The organism is Labilibaculum antarcticum, from assembly GCF_002356295.1.
GTDB classification, from domain to species: domain Bacteria; phylum Bacteroidota; class Bacteroidia; order Bacteroidales; family Marinifilaceae; genus Labilibaculum; species Labilibaculum antarcticum.
The window spans coordinates 3503442-3521415 of sequence record NZ_AP018042.1; the positions used below are offsets into that span (position 1 = coordinate 3503442).

The following is a 17974-nucleotide window of genomic DNA, read 5'->3' on the forward strand; positions in this document are numbered from 1 at the left end:
GTAATGAGAGTTATGGTTTTGAGTTTTTATGGTTGTCTGAGCTGATTAATAAATAATTGTTTGAATGGCTCTTGCTGGAATATTAATACTGACAGCTTGATTAGCTCCAACATAAAGTTGGTAATTTATTGATTGTTCAGATCTATTCATAACGACAGTAGCAATTTTCCCATCTTCATTTATAAAGGATGTACTTTCTAAAAAGCTAACGCTTGAAACTGTACTTACTCGTTTAGCTCCCGGGCGAATGTATTTTGAGAAATGTCCCAGATAGTAATACGATGGAGTATAGATTAAACTGTCTGTTCTTGTATCGGCATGAATGGGAGAGAAGCATAAGTTACCTACGTGGTTGGGACCTCCGGTTTCATCCAAAAGGATGTTCCAATCTGTCCAGCCAACGGTTCCTCTGTTAAAATCATTAATCATGGAGTGACCATATCTCTCAGCATTTGGCCAGTATTGATACTTTGCAGGATCAAAAGCTTCATTACAGCCTTCAGTAAAGAGTAATTTTTTATCGGGATAGGCCTCTTGTATTTTTTGTAAGTTGTCGAACATTGGCTCGCCACCTCTCCAGGTTTCATACCAATGAAAACCAGTTCCCCACGCATATTTAGCAGCATCAGGATCATCAAAAATGGTGTTGGCTCTATGGGTAATTAAGTCTCTGTTGTGATCCCAAACTACAATATTTTTATCTCCAAGTCCTTCCTGTTTTAATATTGGGCCTAAGTGGTTTTTTAGGAAATCTCTTTCTTCCTCAGCAGTGTAAATGCAAGATTCCCAGCGTTGAATTGCCATGGGTTCATTCTGGATTGTTACTCCCCATACCGGAATGCCTTCCTTCTCGTATGCTTTTATGAATTTAGCGTAGTATCTGGCCCATGCATCGTAATATTCAGGAAGCAATTTACCACCTTGAAGCATGTTTTTATTGTCTTTCATGAATGCTGGTGGGCTCCAAGGACTGGCATAAAACAGCATGGATCCTCCGGCTTTTTTAATTGCCCGCTTTATCATTGGTAAGCGGTATTGTCTGTCATGATCAATTGAGAAGGTTTTTAATTCTTTATCTCCTTCTTTGATATATGTGAAGCTGCCACTACTAAAGTCACAGCTGTGAATAGACGTGCGGATTAAGGTATAGTTAATACCTTCTTTGCCATAATAGGCTGTAATGAATTCTTCTTGTTTTTCTTTGGTAAGTTTTGCAAATACTTTTGCGGATGCATCGGTAATAGCCCCACCTATTCCGATAAGTGTTTGAAATGTGTTGTTTGGGTTTACAAAAATTGAGTTTTCTGTTTCCAAAGCTTGTTTGGTTTTAATAAACTCAACTTGATTTGTTTGGCTTAATCTAAGATCTGTATCCTTGGCCGTGGTAATTACAGTTGCGGTTTTTCCTTCAGCAATAAACTCTTTAGTAGAGTTTGTTGTCTTGTTCTTATTTGGTTGCGAGCATGCAATAAAGGCAATTGCTATAAGTGGGATAAATCTTTTCATAGTCTTATTTTTCTAAATATTAATGAATCTCGAAAAGACTACCCTAGTTAGGGTAGCCTTTTTTATGATTCAAATTTGATATAATATTATATTAATATCCAGGGTTTTGATCTGTTTGCTCAATTGTAGTATTTGCGATAATCTCATTTTGTGGAATAGGAAACAACTCATGTTTGTTTGCTGAGTATCCTAAACTACCCAATTCTTGTACTGCAAGATTCCAACGAACTAAATCCCAATATCTGCTTCCTTCAAATGCCAATTCCAATTGTCTTTCAGTTACAATTGCCTGAAAGATATCATCAGAAGCTTGAATGTCAGCTAAATTAGCTCGATCTCGAACTTTATTTAATTCGATTAATGCTAGTCCATCTTGGGTTGAAAAATGGTAAGCTTCAGCTGCCATTAATAATACATCAGCATAGCGCATTAAACGCCAGTTGATTGTGTAGTTCAATTCAGGAACACTACCAGCAGTTTCAACTGCTTTTGTTGCATATTTTAATCGCAAGAATCCTTCGTAATCATGAGCTTCTTCTACATTAATAATACCGCCAGTTGCAATGAAATCAGCAGCTGACATAAGCGTTGCATTACCACGTTCTGTATCTCCGGCATCTATAAAAGCTTGACCAATTTTAGCTGATGGAGCGTTGAAACCCCATCCGTTTACAATATTTAGAGAAGAACCTGAAACGTTAAAGATGTCACTTCTAGGACCTTGAAGCTGAGCTTCGATATTATTTTCATTACCACCGCTCCAAGGGAAATTACCCCAATCGTATAACTCTTGTGAAGTATAAGACATTTCGAAAAGGGACTCTTGCCCAAATTCAGTCCCTTGTGTCCACACATCTGCAAAATTTGGTTCTAAATCATACTCAGAACTGCTAATTACTGCAGCAAGTTGAATTGCTGCTTCCCCATATTTTTTCTGGTAAAGAAGAGCTTTTCCATAGTAAGCTTGAGCTGTTCCTTTTGAAAAACGATATTTATCAGCAATACTATACTCACTTTTTAATGGAAGATCAACAATTGCTTCAGAGAAGTCTTTCTCTATTTGAGCATAAACTTCGGCTGCCTCAGATCTTGGAAGATGGTATTCTGAAGGATCTGCTGGATTAGTAGTCATTAATGGAACTCCTCCAAAAAGGGTAACCAATTCAAGATAATTATAAGCTCTTAAAGCTTTTGCCTCAGCAATTAACGCCTTATAACCATCAGTACTTGGTTCTACCAAATTAATAACTGTATTAGCAGAACTAATTGCTTTGTAAAAGTTAGTCCAGATGCCTTCCAATTTTGCATTAGTTGTTTGAATCTCAAAGTCATCTATGTACTGATAGTCAGCCTGATCACCTTCAGTAGAGCCAGCTAAGCAATCATCAGCTGGTAGGTTTTTGATAAAATAGACACTTGCCCATTTACCACTTGAATAATTTTCTTGCATGTTATTGTAGACTCCTACAACAACAGTTTTTACTTCAGCTTCAGTTGTTAAATAGGTATCACTTGATAATTTACCCTTAGGTTCAACATCAAGAAAGCTATCTTCGTTACACGAAGCACTAGAAAAAGCCACTGCTATCCCCAATATGAATTTATAATATTTTGAATATTTCATTTGTTACAATTTTAGAATTAAAAATTAACAGATACACCAAAAATTACTTTGCCAGCAATTGGATAAACTCCACGATCAACACCTTGTCTCGTATTATTAGTACTACCCGCTTCTGGATCTAAGCCTTCGTAATCCGTAAAAGTGAAAAAGTCATCCAAAGAAACAAATACTCTAGCGCGATCGATACCTGCTTTTTGAACCAATGTTTTTGGTAAGGTATACCCCAACTGAATTTGCTTAATTCTTATGTATGAACCATCTGAAACCATTAAATCGCTACGGTAAACATAGTCGCTTGAATTATTTGCTGCAGGACGACTAGCACTTGTGTTGGTAGGAGTCCAACGATCTTCAAACATAAATTTCGGTTTGTTTGAGAATTGTCTATCGGAACGGAACCAACCCATAAATACATCATTTCCTTCAGAACCTTGCACGAACAAGTTAAAATCAAAACCTTTGTATTGAGCATTAAAAGTTGCACCGTATAAGAAGTCTGCATGAGGATCTCCTATATAGGTTTGATCAGCATCGGTAATTTCGCCATCTTCATTTACATCAACAACATTAACCTCACCGGTAGTATCATCGATACCAGCTGTTTTATAACCTTTGAAATACCAAATCGGAAGACCTTCTTCAAACCATGTTAAATCATATCCACGTAAGTTATCACCTTTTACTGGAGAATCTACATCAAGCCTTGTTACTTCATTATCAAGAGTTGATAAATTTAAATTAACACTGTATTTAAATTTGTTGTCTCTATTGTTATAACCCAATTCAAAGTCAAAACCTTTGTTTGTTACATCTCCAACATTCTGTATTGGAAAATCATTTCCTGCTGATAAAGGACCAGAACCTGTTGTCAATAGATCTTTAGTCTTTTTGTTGTAATAATCCATTGAGAAAGAAATTTTTCCATTTAAAGCTCTCAGATCAAAACCAAGGTCTAATTGTTCTGTTGTTTCCCATTTTAGATCAGGATTAACTAATTTGTCAATTTCTGCACCTGCTTGATAAACATCATCAGCACCTGGGTACTGAAGTCCAAATACATAAAATTCTGTACCTTCGTTACCCGGGATGTTAGAACGACTTCCATTTTCTCCCCAACTACCTCTTAGTTTCAAATAATCAATACCTTTAAAATCGAAAAAATCTTCTTCAGAAATAGTCCAACCTGCAGAAACGGCAGAGAAGACAGCGGCTTGATTGTCTACAGGAAATACGTCAGTTGCATCACGTCTAAGTGAAACTTCCAGCATGTATCTGTTTAGGTAATTGTAAGATAATCGACCAAAGAAAGATGTCATTGTATGATTTACATAACCACCACCAGTTTTGTCAAATTCGTCACTTGTAGTGTACCCTTGATATGCATATTGGTCACCTTCTTTAATGAGCGGAGCTGAATGCATTGAGTAATCAGGAGCTTGATACTCTTCTGCAGAATAACCAGCTAAAAGGGTAAGGTCATGATCTCCAAATTTAGTATTGTAAGAAGCAAAATTCTCCCACAACCAAGTGTACCATTTGTTGATGTTATCATCTACGTAAGTTTGAGAATTTTGACTTTCAGCAGAAAAATAGTATGTAGGAGCCCAAGAGTGATCGATCTGATAAGTTAAATCAATACCAACTCTAGATGTAAAAGTTAATCCTTTAATAGGTTTAATTGTAGCGTAAACATTTCCAAGGATTTTATCCTGTACAATATCATTATTGTATGTGTCAAGTAATGCTAACGGATTAGCTGTTTCGCCTGTAATATACTCAGGAAGACCGTAATATTTACCATCTTCGTTTTGAAGGATTGTACGTCCTTCATCTAATAAACTTTGAACATTTGATGGAGTTCCATCATATGTGGTTGGGGTTAAAGGATCCATAAGTAGAGCAGAGTTAACAGCACCACGATATACATCATCTTCGCCAATATATTTTTGCTTAGAGTGAGAAAAACTTAAATTATCACCAACCTCTAACCAATCGTTAAGTTGACTCTTAACATTAGCACGAGCCGTAAAACGTTCGTATTTTGCTTTGTCTCCGCCAACAATACCATCTTGACCATAGTAGGATCCAGAGATTGAATAAGTTGTTTTATCACTTCCTCCAGAAAAACTTATATGATGTTTTTGCATTGGAGCAACTTCAAATATTTCATCTAACCAATCGGTATCAGTACCATTTTGAGTAACGGTTCCCGCACCAGATTCTTGCATCCACTGCTGATATTCGCTAGCGTTCATTACTTCCAGATCGCTTCGTGATGATTGGAATCCGTATTGAAAATCATAAGAGATTTTTGATTCCCCGGCTTTTCCACCTTTAGTTGTGATTAAGATAACACCATTAGCACCTTCAGTACCATAAATAGCGGCAGAAGCAGCATCTTTAAGGACTTCCATTGATTGAATATCACCTGGATCGATATTGTTAATATCACCAGTTTTCATTCCATCAACAATAAACAATGGATTCGAATTACCATTTGAGTTGACACCACGAATTCTAATTTTTGTTCCTGCACCTGGAGAACCGGAAGTAGACAATACAGATACTCCGGCTGTTTTTCCTTGAATTGCCTGATCAGCTCTTGATACAGGAACATTTTGGATGTCTTCAGATTTTATACTTGAGATAGAACCTGTTACCAGACTTTTCTTCTGTACACCATATCCAACAACCACAACTTCATCCATGCCTATTGCATCTTCAAGCATAACAATATTAATTGTTGTTTGATCAGCAACTAGAATTTCTTGAGTTGTGTATCCGATAAAACTATAAACGATAACGTTTTCGGAACTGGCAAGAATCGAATAATTTCCATCGATATCGGAAACTGTTCCAACAGTTGTTCCTTTTAAAGAGATATTTACACCAGGTATTCCAAATCCTGTGGGATCGGTTATTTTACCTGTGATTTCCGCATTTGGATTTTGACCAAATATGATGGCTACATTGCAAAATACCATCAGTAGTAACATGGATGACTTCAAAAGCCATCTACTGCTGTTTTGCTTCCCTGTTTTTAGGCTATGTGTGGGAGCATTAAAATTTTCAGATTTTTTCATAAAATTAAATTGATTCATTAGCGTATTATGGTTACAATTTATTTTCCAAAAGGAGAGGACCAACACATCCTAATGGGTTTTGGTATAAACTTTTTTAATCTTTGTTTTTTTTCATATGTGCTTTTTAGACTTTAAATTTATGTGTAGTTATTGAAAAACAGATTTACATCGTTTTCGATATTCACAAAGAGAAAATAAGAGTATCGTCTTTTGTGAATAGTTATTTTGTTATTGTTTATCAGTGAATTAGAGTTCTAATAATTCCCGTTTTTTTTTCATAAATTTGCGCCGATTCATTAGCGTATTAGTAAAATGAATTTTTTGTCGGAAGGAGAGGACCAACTAATCTTTCCGACATTTTTTATTCTTCTTTAGTACTTTTTCCATAAGCGTCGATTCCTGAGGTTAAATAAACAAATGGGGCATTCCAGTTAATGGCAATTTCATTGGTTGAATAACTACATTGCTCATCAGCATAGGATTTAGCAGGGTATGAGGATCTAATAATATCAGAACCACAATCGTTAGGGACAATTAAATTGGGACCTCCAACTAAAAAGCCAGGCACAGGTTCTTGAATAGAATCGGCAGCTGAAGGTCGATGGTGAATATTCATTGGACTCAAAGAACCAAAACCTGTCACAAAGCAATAAGCAGTTGCATTTCGGCCAAGCAAATAATCTAAACTTTCTCTTGCTGAGTTCAGGTATTTGGAGTTCTTCGTGATTTTGTATGCAAGTAATTTCAACATTCCTTGATTCGCAAATTCAGAGTTGCTTCCCCATTCATATTTGTTGATGGCAATTCGATAAGGATAATTATTTTCAACGGAAATTAGGTCATCAATATAACTTAGGAAATGTTCTTGTAATGCGATGTATTCGTCTTTTTTATTAGATGTTAGTAGTGACATTGCACCTAAAGTGTTTACCGTTTGCCAGCCTGGTGTTGTTATCGTAATGTGTGCATAGTCACTTCGTTTTTGATATTTTTTGTTTGTAGTCGTTAGATATAATTCAGCAGATGCCCAATCCCATTCGTCGCTAAGGTCTGAATCTCCATAAGCTCCTGTATTTATATCGGATGCTTGTTCGTATAAGATGTTTGGATTTTTAATAGCCCATTTCCATGCTTTTTCCGATTGAATTAAGCAAGAATCAGCTAAACCTGGTAAGCTTGAATTAAAATCACTGAAAAGACGAGAAGCATAAGCCATTGTTGCTGCAAAATCTAATGTTGCGGCTGTGCTCTTTTGCACCAAATATCTTTTGTTTGTTGCCTCGTGTGGCATCACAAAACCTTCGAAGTTTTTAGTGGTTAGTTTGTGGTAAACACCACCATCAAAAGAATCCTGCATGGTCATCATCCATCTTAAATTATACAAGGCTTCATCTAGAATATCTGGAATTGCATTATTTGATTCCGGGATGTTCAAGTTTACTTCCTTGAAATAATCTGCAAAGGAATTATAAGCAAATAGTAAGGTGTAGGTCGAGATACTACTGTTAACGATGTATTTGTTGTAATCTCCAGCATCATACCAACCTTTTGGTGATGATGCAATGCTATTTTCAGGATGATTTTTATCAGCCGCTGAAGAGTGAAAATAAACAATTGTATCAGGATGACCTTCTGGGCGAGCCCAAATTCCTCCAAACAAAGTGTCAATTTTCATTCCTGAGCGATTCAGATAGAAAGACTTCAATGAACTTTTAGCAAGCTCGTTATATGGTCTTTCTGTTATAATAATTTTATGAGAGATGATGCTGTCATTAACTACAATATAATATTCGCCCTTATCTGTTAAGTCTGAAAAGTCAATAGTTTGAACCGTATCACCTGACATTGAACAATATTGTTTCGAACCAGTAGCCTTTTCAAGTATGGTTTTACCTTTGCTGTTTTTAATTTGAAACAGATTGGCACTTGTTCGGATCATTGCTTTTTTAGGAGCACTGTTTTCATATCCAACTTGATTGGTAAGTATAAGCTGTTCGTTAGCAGGAACAGGCTCATCCAATTTTTGGGTACAAGCGAATGCCATAAACAAAGCAGAAAGCAGGTATGCGTAAATTTTATAGTTCTTGATCTTCATCTCTATGTATTGTTATCCGATTATAACTGTTACTTTTTGAGTTCCTGATTTGATAAGTGGGATAATATTCCCTTCAATTGGTTTGCCATCAATCACCATAGATTTTACACCTTTGTTTTTACCCATTGGATTTAGGATATTGATTTCATAAGTGGCATTTCTAAATTCACGGGTTACGGTATATTCTTTCCATTCCTTAGGAATACAAGGATCAATTCGTAAGCCATCGTAATCTGGTTGAATACCTAAAATGTATTGAGAGATGGCGTAGAAGTTCCACGATGCAGTTCCAGTCAGCCAGCTGTTTTTTCCTTCGCCTGGTTTAAATGCATCTTTTCCGGCTACCATTTGGCAGTATACGTAGGGTTCTACTTTGTGTAATTCACTGATTTCTTCGAGATATGCAGGACAGATTTTACGGAAATATTCCCAAGCCTGATCACCTCGACCTAAAAGTGCTTCTCCAATGATTATCCAAGGATTGTTGTGGCAGAAAACACCTCCATTTTCTTTATATCCGGCAGGATAGGTGGAGATTTCACCATATTCAATTTTATATTCGGTGAAGGCCGGATCGTTTAAGACAATTCCATAAGACGTATCCAAACGTTCCTTAACGCTATCAAGAGCCTTTTCCATTAAACCTTCTTCCCGGCCAATTTCGGCCATGGTGCACCAGCCTTGCGATTCAATGAAAATTTTAGCTTCTTCGTTTTCTTCCGAACCAACTTTTTTACCGTAGTAATCATATGCTCTAAGAAACCATTCACCATCCCAGGCATGATCCTTAATTGTTTGAGTCATTGCCTCAACGTGCTTCGTGGCTTTGTTAGCTTCTTCGATGTTCCCAATTCGATCGCAAAGTTTTATGAATTCTTTTCCATACACTACGAATAATCCTGCAATCATCACCGATTCGGCAGTTCTTCCTTTTTTATTCCCTGTTGTTTGGAACGATTCGTTTGGATTTGTTGAGAAGCAGTTCAAGTTCAAACAATCATTCCAATCGGCACGACCGATTAAAGGCAATTGATGCGGCCCTAAATTGTTAACAACGTGATTGAACGATACTTTTAAGTGATGGAATAAGGATTGTGCCTTCGACTCATCATTATCGAAAGGAACCATTTCATCCAGAATACTGAAATCACCTGTTTCTTTGATGTAACAGGTTACCGATAAGATCAACCAAAGTGGATCATCATTAAAATCACCACCTAAGGCATGATTCCCCATTTTTGTTAATGGTTGGTATTGGTGATAACATCCGCCATCTTCGAATTGAGTGGCTGCAATATCTAAAATTCGTTGTCGTGCTTCGGCTGGTATCTGATGAACGAAACCAATAATATCCTGATTTGAATCACGGAATCCCATGCCTCGACCAATTCCACTTTCGAAGAAACTTGCGCTTCTCGACATGTTAAAGGTAACCATGCATTGGTATTGATTCCAGATGCTAACCATTCTGTTTAGCTCGGTTTCTTCACTTTTTAAATTGAATTTGTCAAGAAGTTTCGACCAGTATGTTTCTAAATCTGCGAAAGCAGAATTTACTTTCTCAGTAGTATCAAACTGAGCCATCATGGCTTTGGCTTTCGTCTTATTGATGACTCCTTTAGATTCCCATTTATCTTCGTCTTTGTTCTCTACATATCCTAAAATGAAAACAAATTCTTTCTCTTCGCCTGGCTGCAATTCTACTTCTATGTAATGCGATGCAACTGGTGACCATCCGTGAGCAATGCTGTTGCTGGCTTTGCCATTTTCGATTGCCTGAGGTTTGTCGAAGCCATTGTGCATACCAATAAAGCTCTCGCGATCGGTATCAAAACCATCGATATCAGAATTTACGGAAAAGAATGCGTAATGATTTCTACGTTCCTTGTATTCTGTTTTGTGATAGAGAGCAGATCCTTCTACTTCAACTTCGCCTGTTGATAGGTTGCGTTGAAAGTTGGTCATGTCATCTTCAGCATTCCATAAACACCATTCTGCAAATGAGAATAGTTTTACTTTTTTCACTTTATCTGTTTCGTTTTTAAGTTTCAAAAGGTGCACTTCTCCCATGTAGTCAAGTGGGATGAAGCACAGTAAATTTGAAGAAAGTCCATTTTTTTTACTTAAAAAACGAGTATAGCTAAGGCCATGACGGCACTCATATTGATCTAGTTCTGTTTGTGTTGGCTTAAAGCCTGGGTTCCATGTGCACTCCTCGTCTTTTATATAGTAATAACGTCCGCCCATGTCTACAGGAACGTTATTGTAACGATATCTCGTTAATCTTCGAAATTTCGCGTCTTTATAAAAAGTATATCCTCCCGCTGTGTTTGATATTAACCCAAAAAAATCTTTATTCCCAAGGTAATTAATCCATGGAAATGGAGTTTTTGGTGAGGTAATAACATACTCCTTGTTGGCATCATCAAAGAAACCGTACTTCATAATACTGATATTAAATTATTTATTCTCTTAGGTGTTGTTAGTACCTGTTATAATTATCTGTTCTAATTTTTCTCTTTTATTCTTCTGTTTGCTAGTTCCAGAGTTATTTCGTTCATCTTAGTTTGATTCAAAGGATATATTGTCATGAAAATTGCACCTAAAATGGCAATGATTGCCGGCACCCAGCTCATCAACATTGTTATACCTGGAATTGCTCCCTGAATGGCTGAATAATCTTGTCCGTTGTAGTGAAAAGCAGCTAAAACAAAACCAATTATTGCGCCAGCAACACCACCACCGAATTTGGTGGCAAATGAACCTGCCGAATAGATTAGCCCTGTAGCTCTTCTGCCATTTTTGAATTCAGAATAATCTGCAGCATCTCCAAGCATGGCAAAGAATAAGGTTGGGAATATCGCAGCGGCAAATTCGGAGACTATACCCAAAATAAAGATTGCACTGATATCGTTTGGACCACAAAATATAATGGATGCATTCACTACACCTGAAAATAGTAGTGCATAGATGAATAATTTCTTTTTTCCTAGTTTTTTACTCAGTGGAGCAGTAATCATTGCGCCGGCAATAGAAGCAAACATGAGTGCTACCATAAAAGAAGCAGCCAAAATCTGATTGTGTAAATAATGAGTAAAGTAAATTACAACGATTCCTTGTTTAATTGAATTGTAGATGCTGAATAACAATCCGATTGTTAATAGGACTACCCAAGGTTTGTTGCGGATTAAATCTTTTAAATCTCTCCGAAGATCGCTTTCCTGTTCTTTGGGTGGTTGCACTCTTTCTTTCGTAGTCCAGAAAGTGATAAACATGAAAAGGACTAAAAAGGCCGACATCACATAAATGGAATAACTATAACCGCTTTTCTGATCGATAATAACAATTTTATCTTTGTTTAGATTTTCTTCTCCTGAAACAATAAATGAATACGTTTTGTTGGCTTCCATAGAGAAACTCTTTCCTGTTGTAGGAGTATCTGAATCTGTGTGGTTATCTTCCCAAATAAAGTTCGCAATGCCATCTTTTGTTTTAATATTTACATTTTCCACATCGGAAGGAGCGGAGACAGTCACTTGAAATTTATCCGTAGATAACTCGTTTACGCTGATTGTTGGATTGATATTTCCGAAATGTGCAACTAAAAACAGCAAGGCTCCTTGCACAAGCATTCCACCTGCAAAAGCACCTACCATTCTGTACGATCCGATACTTGTTCTTTCTTTATCATCACCAGTCATAACAGCCATTAGTGCTCCGTAAGGAATATTGTTGGCCGTATAAATTAATGTGAATAGGATATAAGTGGTGTAGGCATATATGATTTTGCCCGTAGGACCTAGATTTGGAGCTGTGAAAAGTAAGGATAGAATTACACCAAGAGGAATGGCGGTAAATAATATCCAAGGTCGAAATTTGCCATACTTGGTATTTGTTCTATCTCCGGCAACTCCCATTAATACATCACTAATTCCATCCGAAAAACGTGCAACTAACATTAGTAAACCAACCGCAGCAGGATTTATACCAAAAACATCAGTGTAGAATATGAATAAAAAAGTAGCAACACCTCTCCATGCTATATTCGCCGCGCCATCACCAAGAGCGTAACCTAGTTTTTCTTTAAGAGATATTTTAGTTGAATTTGACATTTTTATTTTTTAGACGGTAAAATCAAATAATTCCTTTTTTGTTTTCTCATAAACTTCTCTGCTGAATACATAAAGGCGTGCTGGTTTGTGAGCAACTCCTGTTTGTTTTTCATCCGTAGGAATTAGGTATTTCATGCGAGCAATTTTTTTTCTGAAATTTCTTTTGTCCAATTCTGTACCCATTATAACTTCGTAAATGTTCTGCATCTGAGTCAAGCTAAATCTTTCTGGAAGTAATTCGAAACCAATTGGTTCGTGTTTTATTTTATTTCGCAAGGCGATTAAAGCTTCGTTAAGAATCTGATTGTGATCGAAGGCCAATTCTCCAACTTCGGATACAGGAACCCATTTTACATTTCGACCTTTCCACTCCAGAGTGATACTTTGAGTAGCGATAAGTGAAAAATAGCCGATTGACACGATTCTTTTGTCGGGATCTCTGCCATCATGAAGTAGCCATTTTCTGTCGTTCTCTTTTTTTAATCGATCGGGGTGAGCAAATGTTTTGAATTGATCTAGAAATACATTTTTTAATCCTGTGAGGTCGAATAAAACACGATAGGCCGCTTCTTCAATTGTTTCATCTTCGTAGATGTGATTCCCAGTTAAGGTCATATCTGTGATTTCTGAATCTCCAGTAATATCACTAGTAAGTGTTCTATCTACAAGTAGGACTTGGAGTTCTTGTCCATTGTATCCAAATATCACGCAATCGACAGATATGTAATTGTTAATGGGGCTGTTTGTCATTTTATTCAATGAGGTTGAGATCGTATTTTATAGCCGTAGTGTGAAAACGACACTAACTAAGCATGGCGCTAATGTAAACTCTTTTTTAGAAAAATCAAAAAATGATTTGTGCCTTTATCGAAAACGTGTGCGGTACAGGTTGTATAAAGTACACTAAGGGTGCTTGATTTACCTGCCTTTTAGGATGAAAATGCAAATTTTAGGAAGAGGCTTATTTAGAGTTGATTTAAATAATGAATATTGGTGATTTGATGTTTTTAGTGTTAACAGCGAAGTTTATCAAATGCTTAGTTGGGTGTGTTATTGAGAGAGAGTAGATGGGCAAAAAAAAATGGAAAATCCGGTTGGAAATTTTCAATTTCATTATAATGTGGTTTAGAATTTAGTGTTTGTTTATATAGAAAAGTACTAAGGCAATTATTAAGAAATACTGCAACTTGATTGCTGAATAAAAGAAAAGCTACTTGGAAAAATAGAAATAGGTGAAGGGGAAGTGTTCTGTTTTTCGGTTAAATAGTTCTGTTTATTCGATTCGACTTATTAATCGTATCGTGATTAAAATATAAAAGGCTACCTATGGGTAGTCTTTGTTGTTTTAATACGAATTTACCTATTCATGCATCCCAATACCTTGCAAAAAGTCGACCAATACAACATCTCTTTCTAAAGTCATCTTCTTGCGTAAGCGACTGCGGGTAGTATTGATACCTTCAACACCAATACCCATAATCTGTGCCATATCCTTACTCGAAAATCCCAATTTAATAAATGCACATATCTTTAAATCGGTTGAGGTCAACTTCGGATATTTCCCGAGAAGGGTAGAGAAGAACTCATTATTTACCGCTGTGAAGTGTGTTTCAAATTCTTTCCACTTTTTGGACTTGTCAGAGTTTAACGATTTTATAATTTGCTTAATAATTACAATGTTTTCTTTTTTCACATCTAAATTTTCGAGCTTCTTTTTAATTTCCTCCTGTTGAGTATCTCTTTCAATCAATTGAAGGGCAGATGAGAGAAGTTCCTTGTTTTTGATTTCCAATACCTCAGCTTGCTTTTGTTTTAAGAATTTCTGTTTCATTTGGAACTGGTGTGCCCTTCTTCTATAGTAATACCAAATTCCACTTGCTGATAAAATTAGAAGAACAATTGCGCCTATTAATTTAAATAGCCAAAATTGTTTTTCATGTTCCAGTATTGCCAGTTTTTGGGTTTTGATTTCCTCTCGGCTCTGCCTTAATTGTGCTTCGTATTCATCCTTAATTTCAAAAAGTTTTTTGTTCTGAGCGCTAATACTGCTAAATACATTATCACTTATAGCCTTTGTCTCTAAAATATATTGATAGGCCTTTTTTGTGTCTCCTTTTAGTGCATACAAGTCTGAAATATTCTCCAAAATATCAACTTGGTTCGATATGTGTGCACTGAAATTGTTTATTGCATATACAGCCTTTTTAAAATAGTAAATAGCAGAATCCGGTTTTTTGGTTTTTTGATAATATCGTCCGTAATATTCATATAAAATGCAATGAATACCTTCTTCTTGGTCTTTGTATTTCTGATCTACTTCCTGAAGAAGTGAAAAAGCTTCATCGAATCGATACATGATAATATACAACTGGGCCAATTGTAATTTTGTATAGTCAACCTTATGCCGTTCAATTCCTTCTGTTTTATAAAGATCAAGACTCTTTAAAACCAATTCTTCCGCTTTCAAATAATCTTTTGACGTTTCTGTTTGAATCCATGCATCCAACGAATAAAGCTTTGCTTTCAGATCGGTTTTAAGTATTTCATCATGAATCTGTTCATTTACAATTGTGAACGCTTTTTTACGAGTGCTTTTTGCCTTATCATACTGCTCATAAATCATATAAAGCGTAATCATTTTTTGTAGTAATTCCACATGTTGCTTTGCATACTTTGGAGATTGAACAAATGGGAGTAAGGACCAGGAAATGTCATAGGCTTGTTGGTACTTGGCTAATCCCGAAGTAATACTAAGTTGTTCATGCTTTATCTCAATTATTTTTGCAGTATCATTTACTTTCATGAATAAATCAAGGCTTTTGCCATAATAAGATAAAGCTTTTTTAGGATGCAAATATCTTGAATCCTTGGCCTGATTTAATAAATTTTCAGCTTCGGAAGATTGACTTTTCTGAGCGAATGTTGATAAACAAAACAAACTCAGTACAATCAATAGTAGCGTGTGCTTATTTTGTGTGTGTGTAATATGCATAAAATGGTAAATGGTTATCAATGAGTGGCTAAATATACACAATGTTGTTAGTTGCTTATATGTTTTTCTTCATTTATTTAATCTTGCTATGCTTAAGCTAATAGGCATTGTTTTGAGTTGTGTGGTAAGAGTTCGACCTTTAAAGGAATTTAAAATCTCAAAAGAATATTTAGAAATATGCGAATCAATAACAAACTCAATCTGGCAGTTTTAATCTTCTCTTTTCTGCTATCAAGTTGTGGACCTAAAAAAGAAGTAAACAAGACAGTTCCTTTTTCTACTCCCGATCTTGATGCCAAAGTTGAAAAAGTCATGTCAAACATGACTTTAGCGGAGAAGTTAGTTCAGATTGAAGGAATCCGGCCAATGGAAATTATGGAAGATGGGAAGATTTCTTTGGAGAAGTGCCGACAAGTAATTCCTGATGGGATCGGACATTTCTGTCAGTTTTCGTCATCCTTAACCATGAGCTCAAATGAACTACGGGATTTTGTTCGCTCGGTTCAGAATTATTTACTAACGGAAACCAGAACAGGTATTCCTGCTATATTTCATGAAGAAGCCATTACTGGATTTGCAACACAAGGAGCAACTACCTTTCCGCAACAAATCGGAATGGGATGTTCCTGGAATCCGGAACAAATAGAGAAAAACTCGATTACCACAAGAAACAATATGCGGGCAGCAGGTGCTACTTTCGCTCTTTCACCAATGTTAGATTTGAGTCGAACAGCGCACTGGGAACGTATTGAAGAAAGTTATGGAGAAGATGCTTACCTCACTTCCCGTTTGGGTCTTGCTTTTGTAAAAGGTTTGCAAGGTGATGACTTTAGAACTGGAGTTGCTGCAACCACCAAGCATTTTGCTGGTTACGGAACGCAAAACGATAATCCAAAAGAGTTGTATGAAGAATACATCATGCCTCACGAAGCACTATATAAAGTAGGTGGAGTTAAAAGTGTTATGCCTTCATACGGAAAATACAAAGGCACTGCGGTTGCCATCAGTCAAGAAATGCTTACCGATATACTTAGAAATCAGCTAAAATTCGATGGTTTGGTGGTTAGCGATTATGGCGCAATTAATTTAGTTTACAAAGGTCACAAGCAAGCAGAATCATCTAAAGAAGCTGCGGTGAAAGCATTAAAAGCAGGTATGGATATTGAATTGGCCAAACCAATTGCTTTTCCTTTTTTACCAGAAGCAATTGAAGAAGGTTTGATTTCTATGGATGTAATTGATGCTGCTGTGAAGCGATCTCTAATCATGAAAGCTAAACTTGGGTTGTTGGATGAAAAACCTGAAATAGGCAAGGATGGGGAGTTGGATTTTGATCCTCCGGCAAACCGTAAAATGGCTTATGAATCTGCTTGTCAGTCAATTGTACTTTTAAAGAACAATGGAGTATTGCCATTGAAAAGTAATGTGAAGAAAATTGCATTGGTAGGCCCTAATGCGGCAACAGTGCAAAATTTATTAGGTGACTATACTTATCAATCTATGATCTCGTTTTGGTGGAGTACTCCTTTCGATCCGAACGATCCTAAATTAATAAGCCTTAAAGCGGGATTGGAGAATAGAATTGGTGATAAGGCTACTATTCAGCATGAGCGTGGATGTGATTGGAGCACGCCTTTGGAAGCTGTTGTAAAAACAGATGGTTTGGGCGATGACCGATTAGGTAAGATAAAAATGCTTGCTATTAAGGGCTTGCCTCAGCCTGATTTACAAAATGCTCTGAAAATTTCAGCGGAAAGCGATGTGATTATTGCTGCTGTTGGTGAAAACCTGTATTTATGCGGAGAAGGTCGTGAGCGAAAAGGCATAAGATTACCAGGAGAGCAGGAAGCATTTGTTGAACAGCTAATTGCTACAGGAAAGCCTGTTATTTTGGTGATGTTTGGAGGAAGACAGCAACTTGTAAATAAATTTGAGGGGAAATGTGCTGCTATTTTGCAAGCTTGGTTTCCCGGTGAAGAAGGTGGTAACGCTATTGCAGATATCATCGTTGGTAATGTAAATCCATCAGCAAAACTGTGTGTTACTTACCCTAAATCAGGTGAGAAACAAGAGATCAATTACAAAAATGCTTACGATGCAAATAACTTACCTCAATATCCATTTGGTTATGGTTTGTCGTACACCACGTATGAGTATAGCGATATCGTTTCACAAGCTAATGCTGATATTACCGATGATAGAATAAATATTTCCTGCAAGGTGAAAAATACAGGTGGAATGGACGGAACAGAAATCGTTCAGTTGTATGTGTCTCCAAAAGATGCTACTTCTACCATGAAACCAATTCAACTAAAAGGATTTCAGCGAGTGGAGCTAAAAGTAGGTGAAGAAAAACAAATCACATTTAAGTTTTCTCCGGAACAATTGGCTCAATACAAAAATAGCCAATGGATTGTTGAGGGTGGTAAATATGAATTCAAAATTGGTAGTTCTTGTACCGATATACAGCTATCAAAGGAGATTGAAATAAAAGGAAGTAATCGCATTCTGGAAAATGGACGAAACGTGTTTTTCTCAATTAATGAGTAAGAATATTTATCT

9 protein-coding genes are annotated in these 17974 nt (G+C 36.5%); 1 reads left to right on the forward strand and 8 read right to left on the reverse strand.

From position 1 onward, the window contains the following. Window positions 1-45: 45 nt before the first annotated feature. The 8 genes from ALGA_RS13930 to ALGA_RS13965 form a co-directional block, all read right to left on the reverse strand. Window positions 46-1506 (reverse strand): glycoside hydrolase family 30 protein, encoded by a 1461-nt coding sequence (locus ALGA_RS13930; RefSeq protein WP_096430001.1) that lies wholly within the window; start codon window positions 1504-1506, stop codon window positions 46-48. A 91-nt stretch (window positions 1507-1597) separates the two neighbouring features. After that, a complete protein-coding gene (locus ALGA_RS13935) occupies window positions 1598-3130 on the reverse strand; it encodes a RagB/SusD family nutrient uptake outer membrane protein (protein ID WP_096430003.1) in 1533 nt (510 codons plus the stop codon). 17 nt (window positions 3131-3147) lie between these two features. After that, complete coding sequence (locus ALGA_RS13940; protein ID WP_162845445.1) at window positions 3148-6213, reverse strand: SusC/RagA family TonB-linked outer membrane protein; 3066 nt, start codon at window positions 6211-6213, stop codon at window positions 3148-3150. A gap of 361 nt (window positions 6214-6574) precedes the next feature. Next, window positions 6575-8308: a glycoside hydrolase family 9 protein gene (locus ALGA_RS13945; protein ID WP_096430007.1), complete on the reverse strand. Its 1734-nt coding sequence runs from the start codon at window positions 8306-8308 to the stop codon at window positions 6575-6577. A 12-nt stretch (window positions 8309-8320) separates the two neighbouring features. Further along, window positions 8321-10753 carry a GH36-type glycosyl hydrolase domain-containing protein gene (locus ALGA_RS13950; protein ID WP_096430009.1) on the reverse strand — a complete coding sequence of 811 codons (2433 nt, stop codon included), beginning with the start codon at window positions 10751-10753 and terminating at the stop codon, window positions 8321-8323. A gap of 62 nt (window positions 10754-10815) precedes the next feature. Further along, entirely contained in the window at window positions 10816-12420 is a 1605-nt protein-coding gene (locus tag ALGA_RS13955; RefSeq protein ID WP_096430011.1) for an MFS transporter, read from the reverse strand. A 9-nt stretch (window positions 12421-12429) separates the two neighbouring features. Beyond that, window positions 12430-13170 (reverse strand): NUDIX hydrolase, encoded by a 741-nt coding sequence (locus ALGA_RS13960; RefSeq protein WP_096430013.1) that lies wholly within the window; start codon window positions 13168-13170, stop codon window positions 12430-12432. Between the two features lie 610 nt (window positions 13171-13780). Then, a complete protein-coding gene (locus ALGA_RS13965; RefSeq protein WP_145957635.1) occupies window positions 13781-15412 on the reverse strand; it encodes a hypothetical protein in 1632 nt (543 codons plus the stop codon). A 177-nt stretch (window positions 15413-15589) separates the two neighbouring features. Between ALGA_RS13965 and ALGA_RS13970 the strand changes: the two genes are divergently transcribed. Continuing rightward, the gene (locus ALGA_RS13970; protein ID WP_096430017.1) at window positions 15590-17962 is read left to right on the forward strand and encodes a glycoside hydrolase family 3 N-terminal domain-containing protein; all 2373 of its coding nucleotides are present in this window, start codon (window positions 15590-15592) and stop codon (window positions 17960-17962) included. Window positions 17963-17974 lie beyond the last annotated feature (12 nt).

What these genes read in the sequence shown, in the direction of transcription:
- ALGA_RS13930 (WP_096430001.1), bottom strand. Translation starts at nt 1,506, where the DNA reads ATGAAAAGATTTATCCCACTTATAGCAATTGCCTTTATTGCATGCTCG.
- ALGA_RS13935 (WP_096430003.1), bottom strand. Translation starts at nt 3,130, where the DNA reads ATGAAATATTCAAAATATTATAAATTCATATTGGGGATAGCAGTGGCT.
- ALGA_RS13940 (WP_162845445.1), bottom strand. Translation starts at nt 6,213, where the DNA reads ATGAAAAAATCTGAAAATTTTAATGCTCCCACACATAGCCTAAAAACA.
- ALGA_RS13945 (WP_096430007.1), bottom strand. Translation starts at nt 8,308, where the DNA reads ATGAAGATCAAGAACTATAAAATTTACGCATACCTGCTTTCTGCTTTG.
- ALGA_RS13950 (WP_096430009.1), bottom strand. Translation starts at nt 10,753, where the DNA reads ATGAAGTACGGTTTCTTTGATGATGCCAACAAGGAGTATGTTATTACC.
- ALGA_RS13955 (WP_096430011.1), bottom strand. Translation starts at nt 12,420, where the DNA reads ATGTCAAATTCAACTAAAATATCTCTTAAAGAAAAACTAGGTTACGCT.
- ALGA_RS13960 (WP_096430013.1), bottom strand. Translation starts at nt 13,170, where the DNA reads ATGACAAACAGCCCCATTAACAATTACATATCTGTCGATTGCGTGATA.
- ALGA_RS13965 (WP_145957635.1), bottom strand. Translation starts at nt 15,412, where the DNA reads ATGCATATTACACACACACAAAATAAGCACACGCTACTATTGATTGTA.
- ALGA_RS13970 (WP_096430017.1), top strand. Translation starts at nt 15,590, where the DNA reads ATGCGAATCAATAACAAACTCAATCTGGCAGTTTTAATCTTCTCTTTT.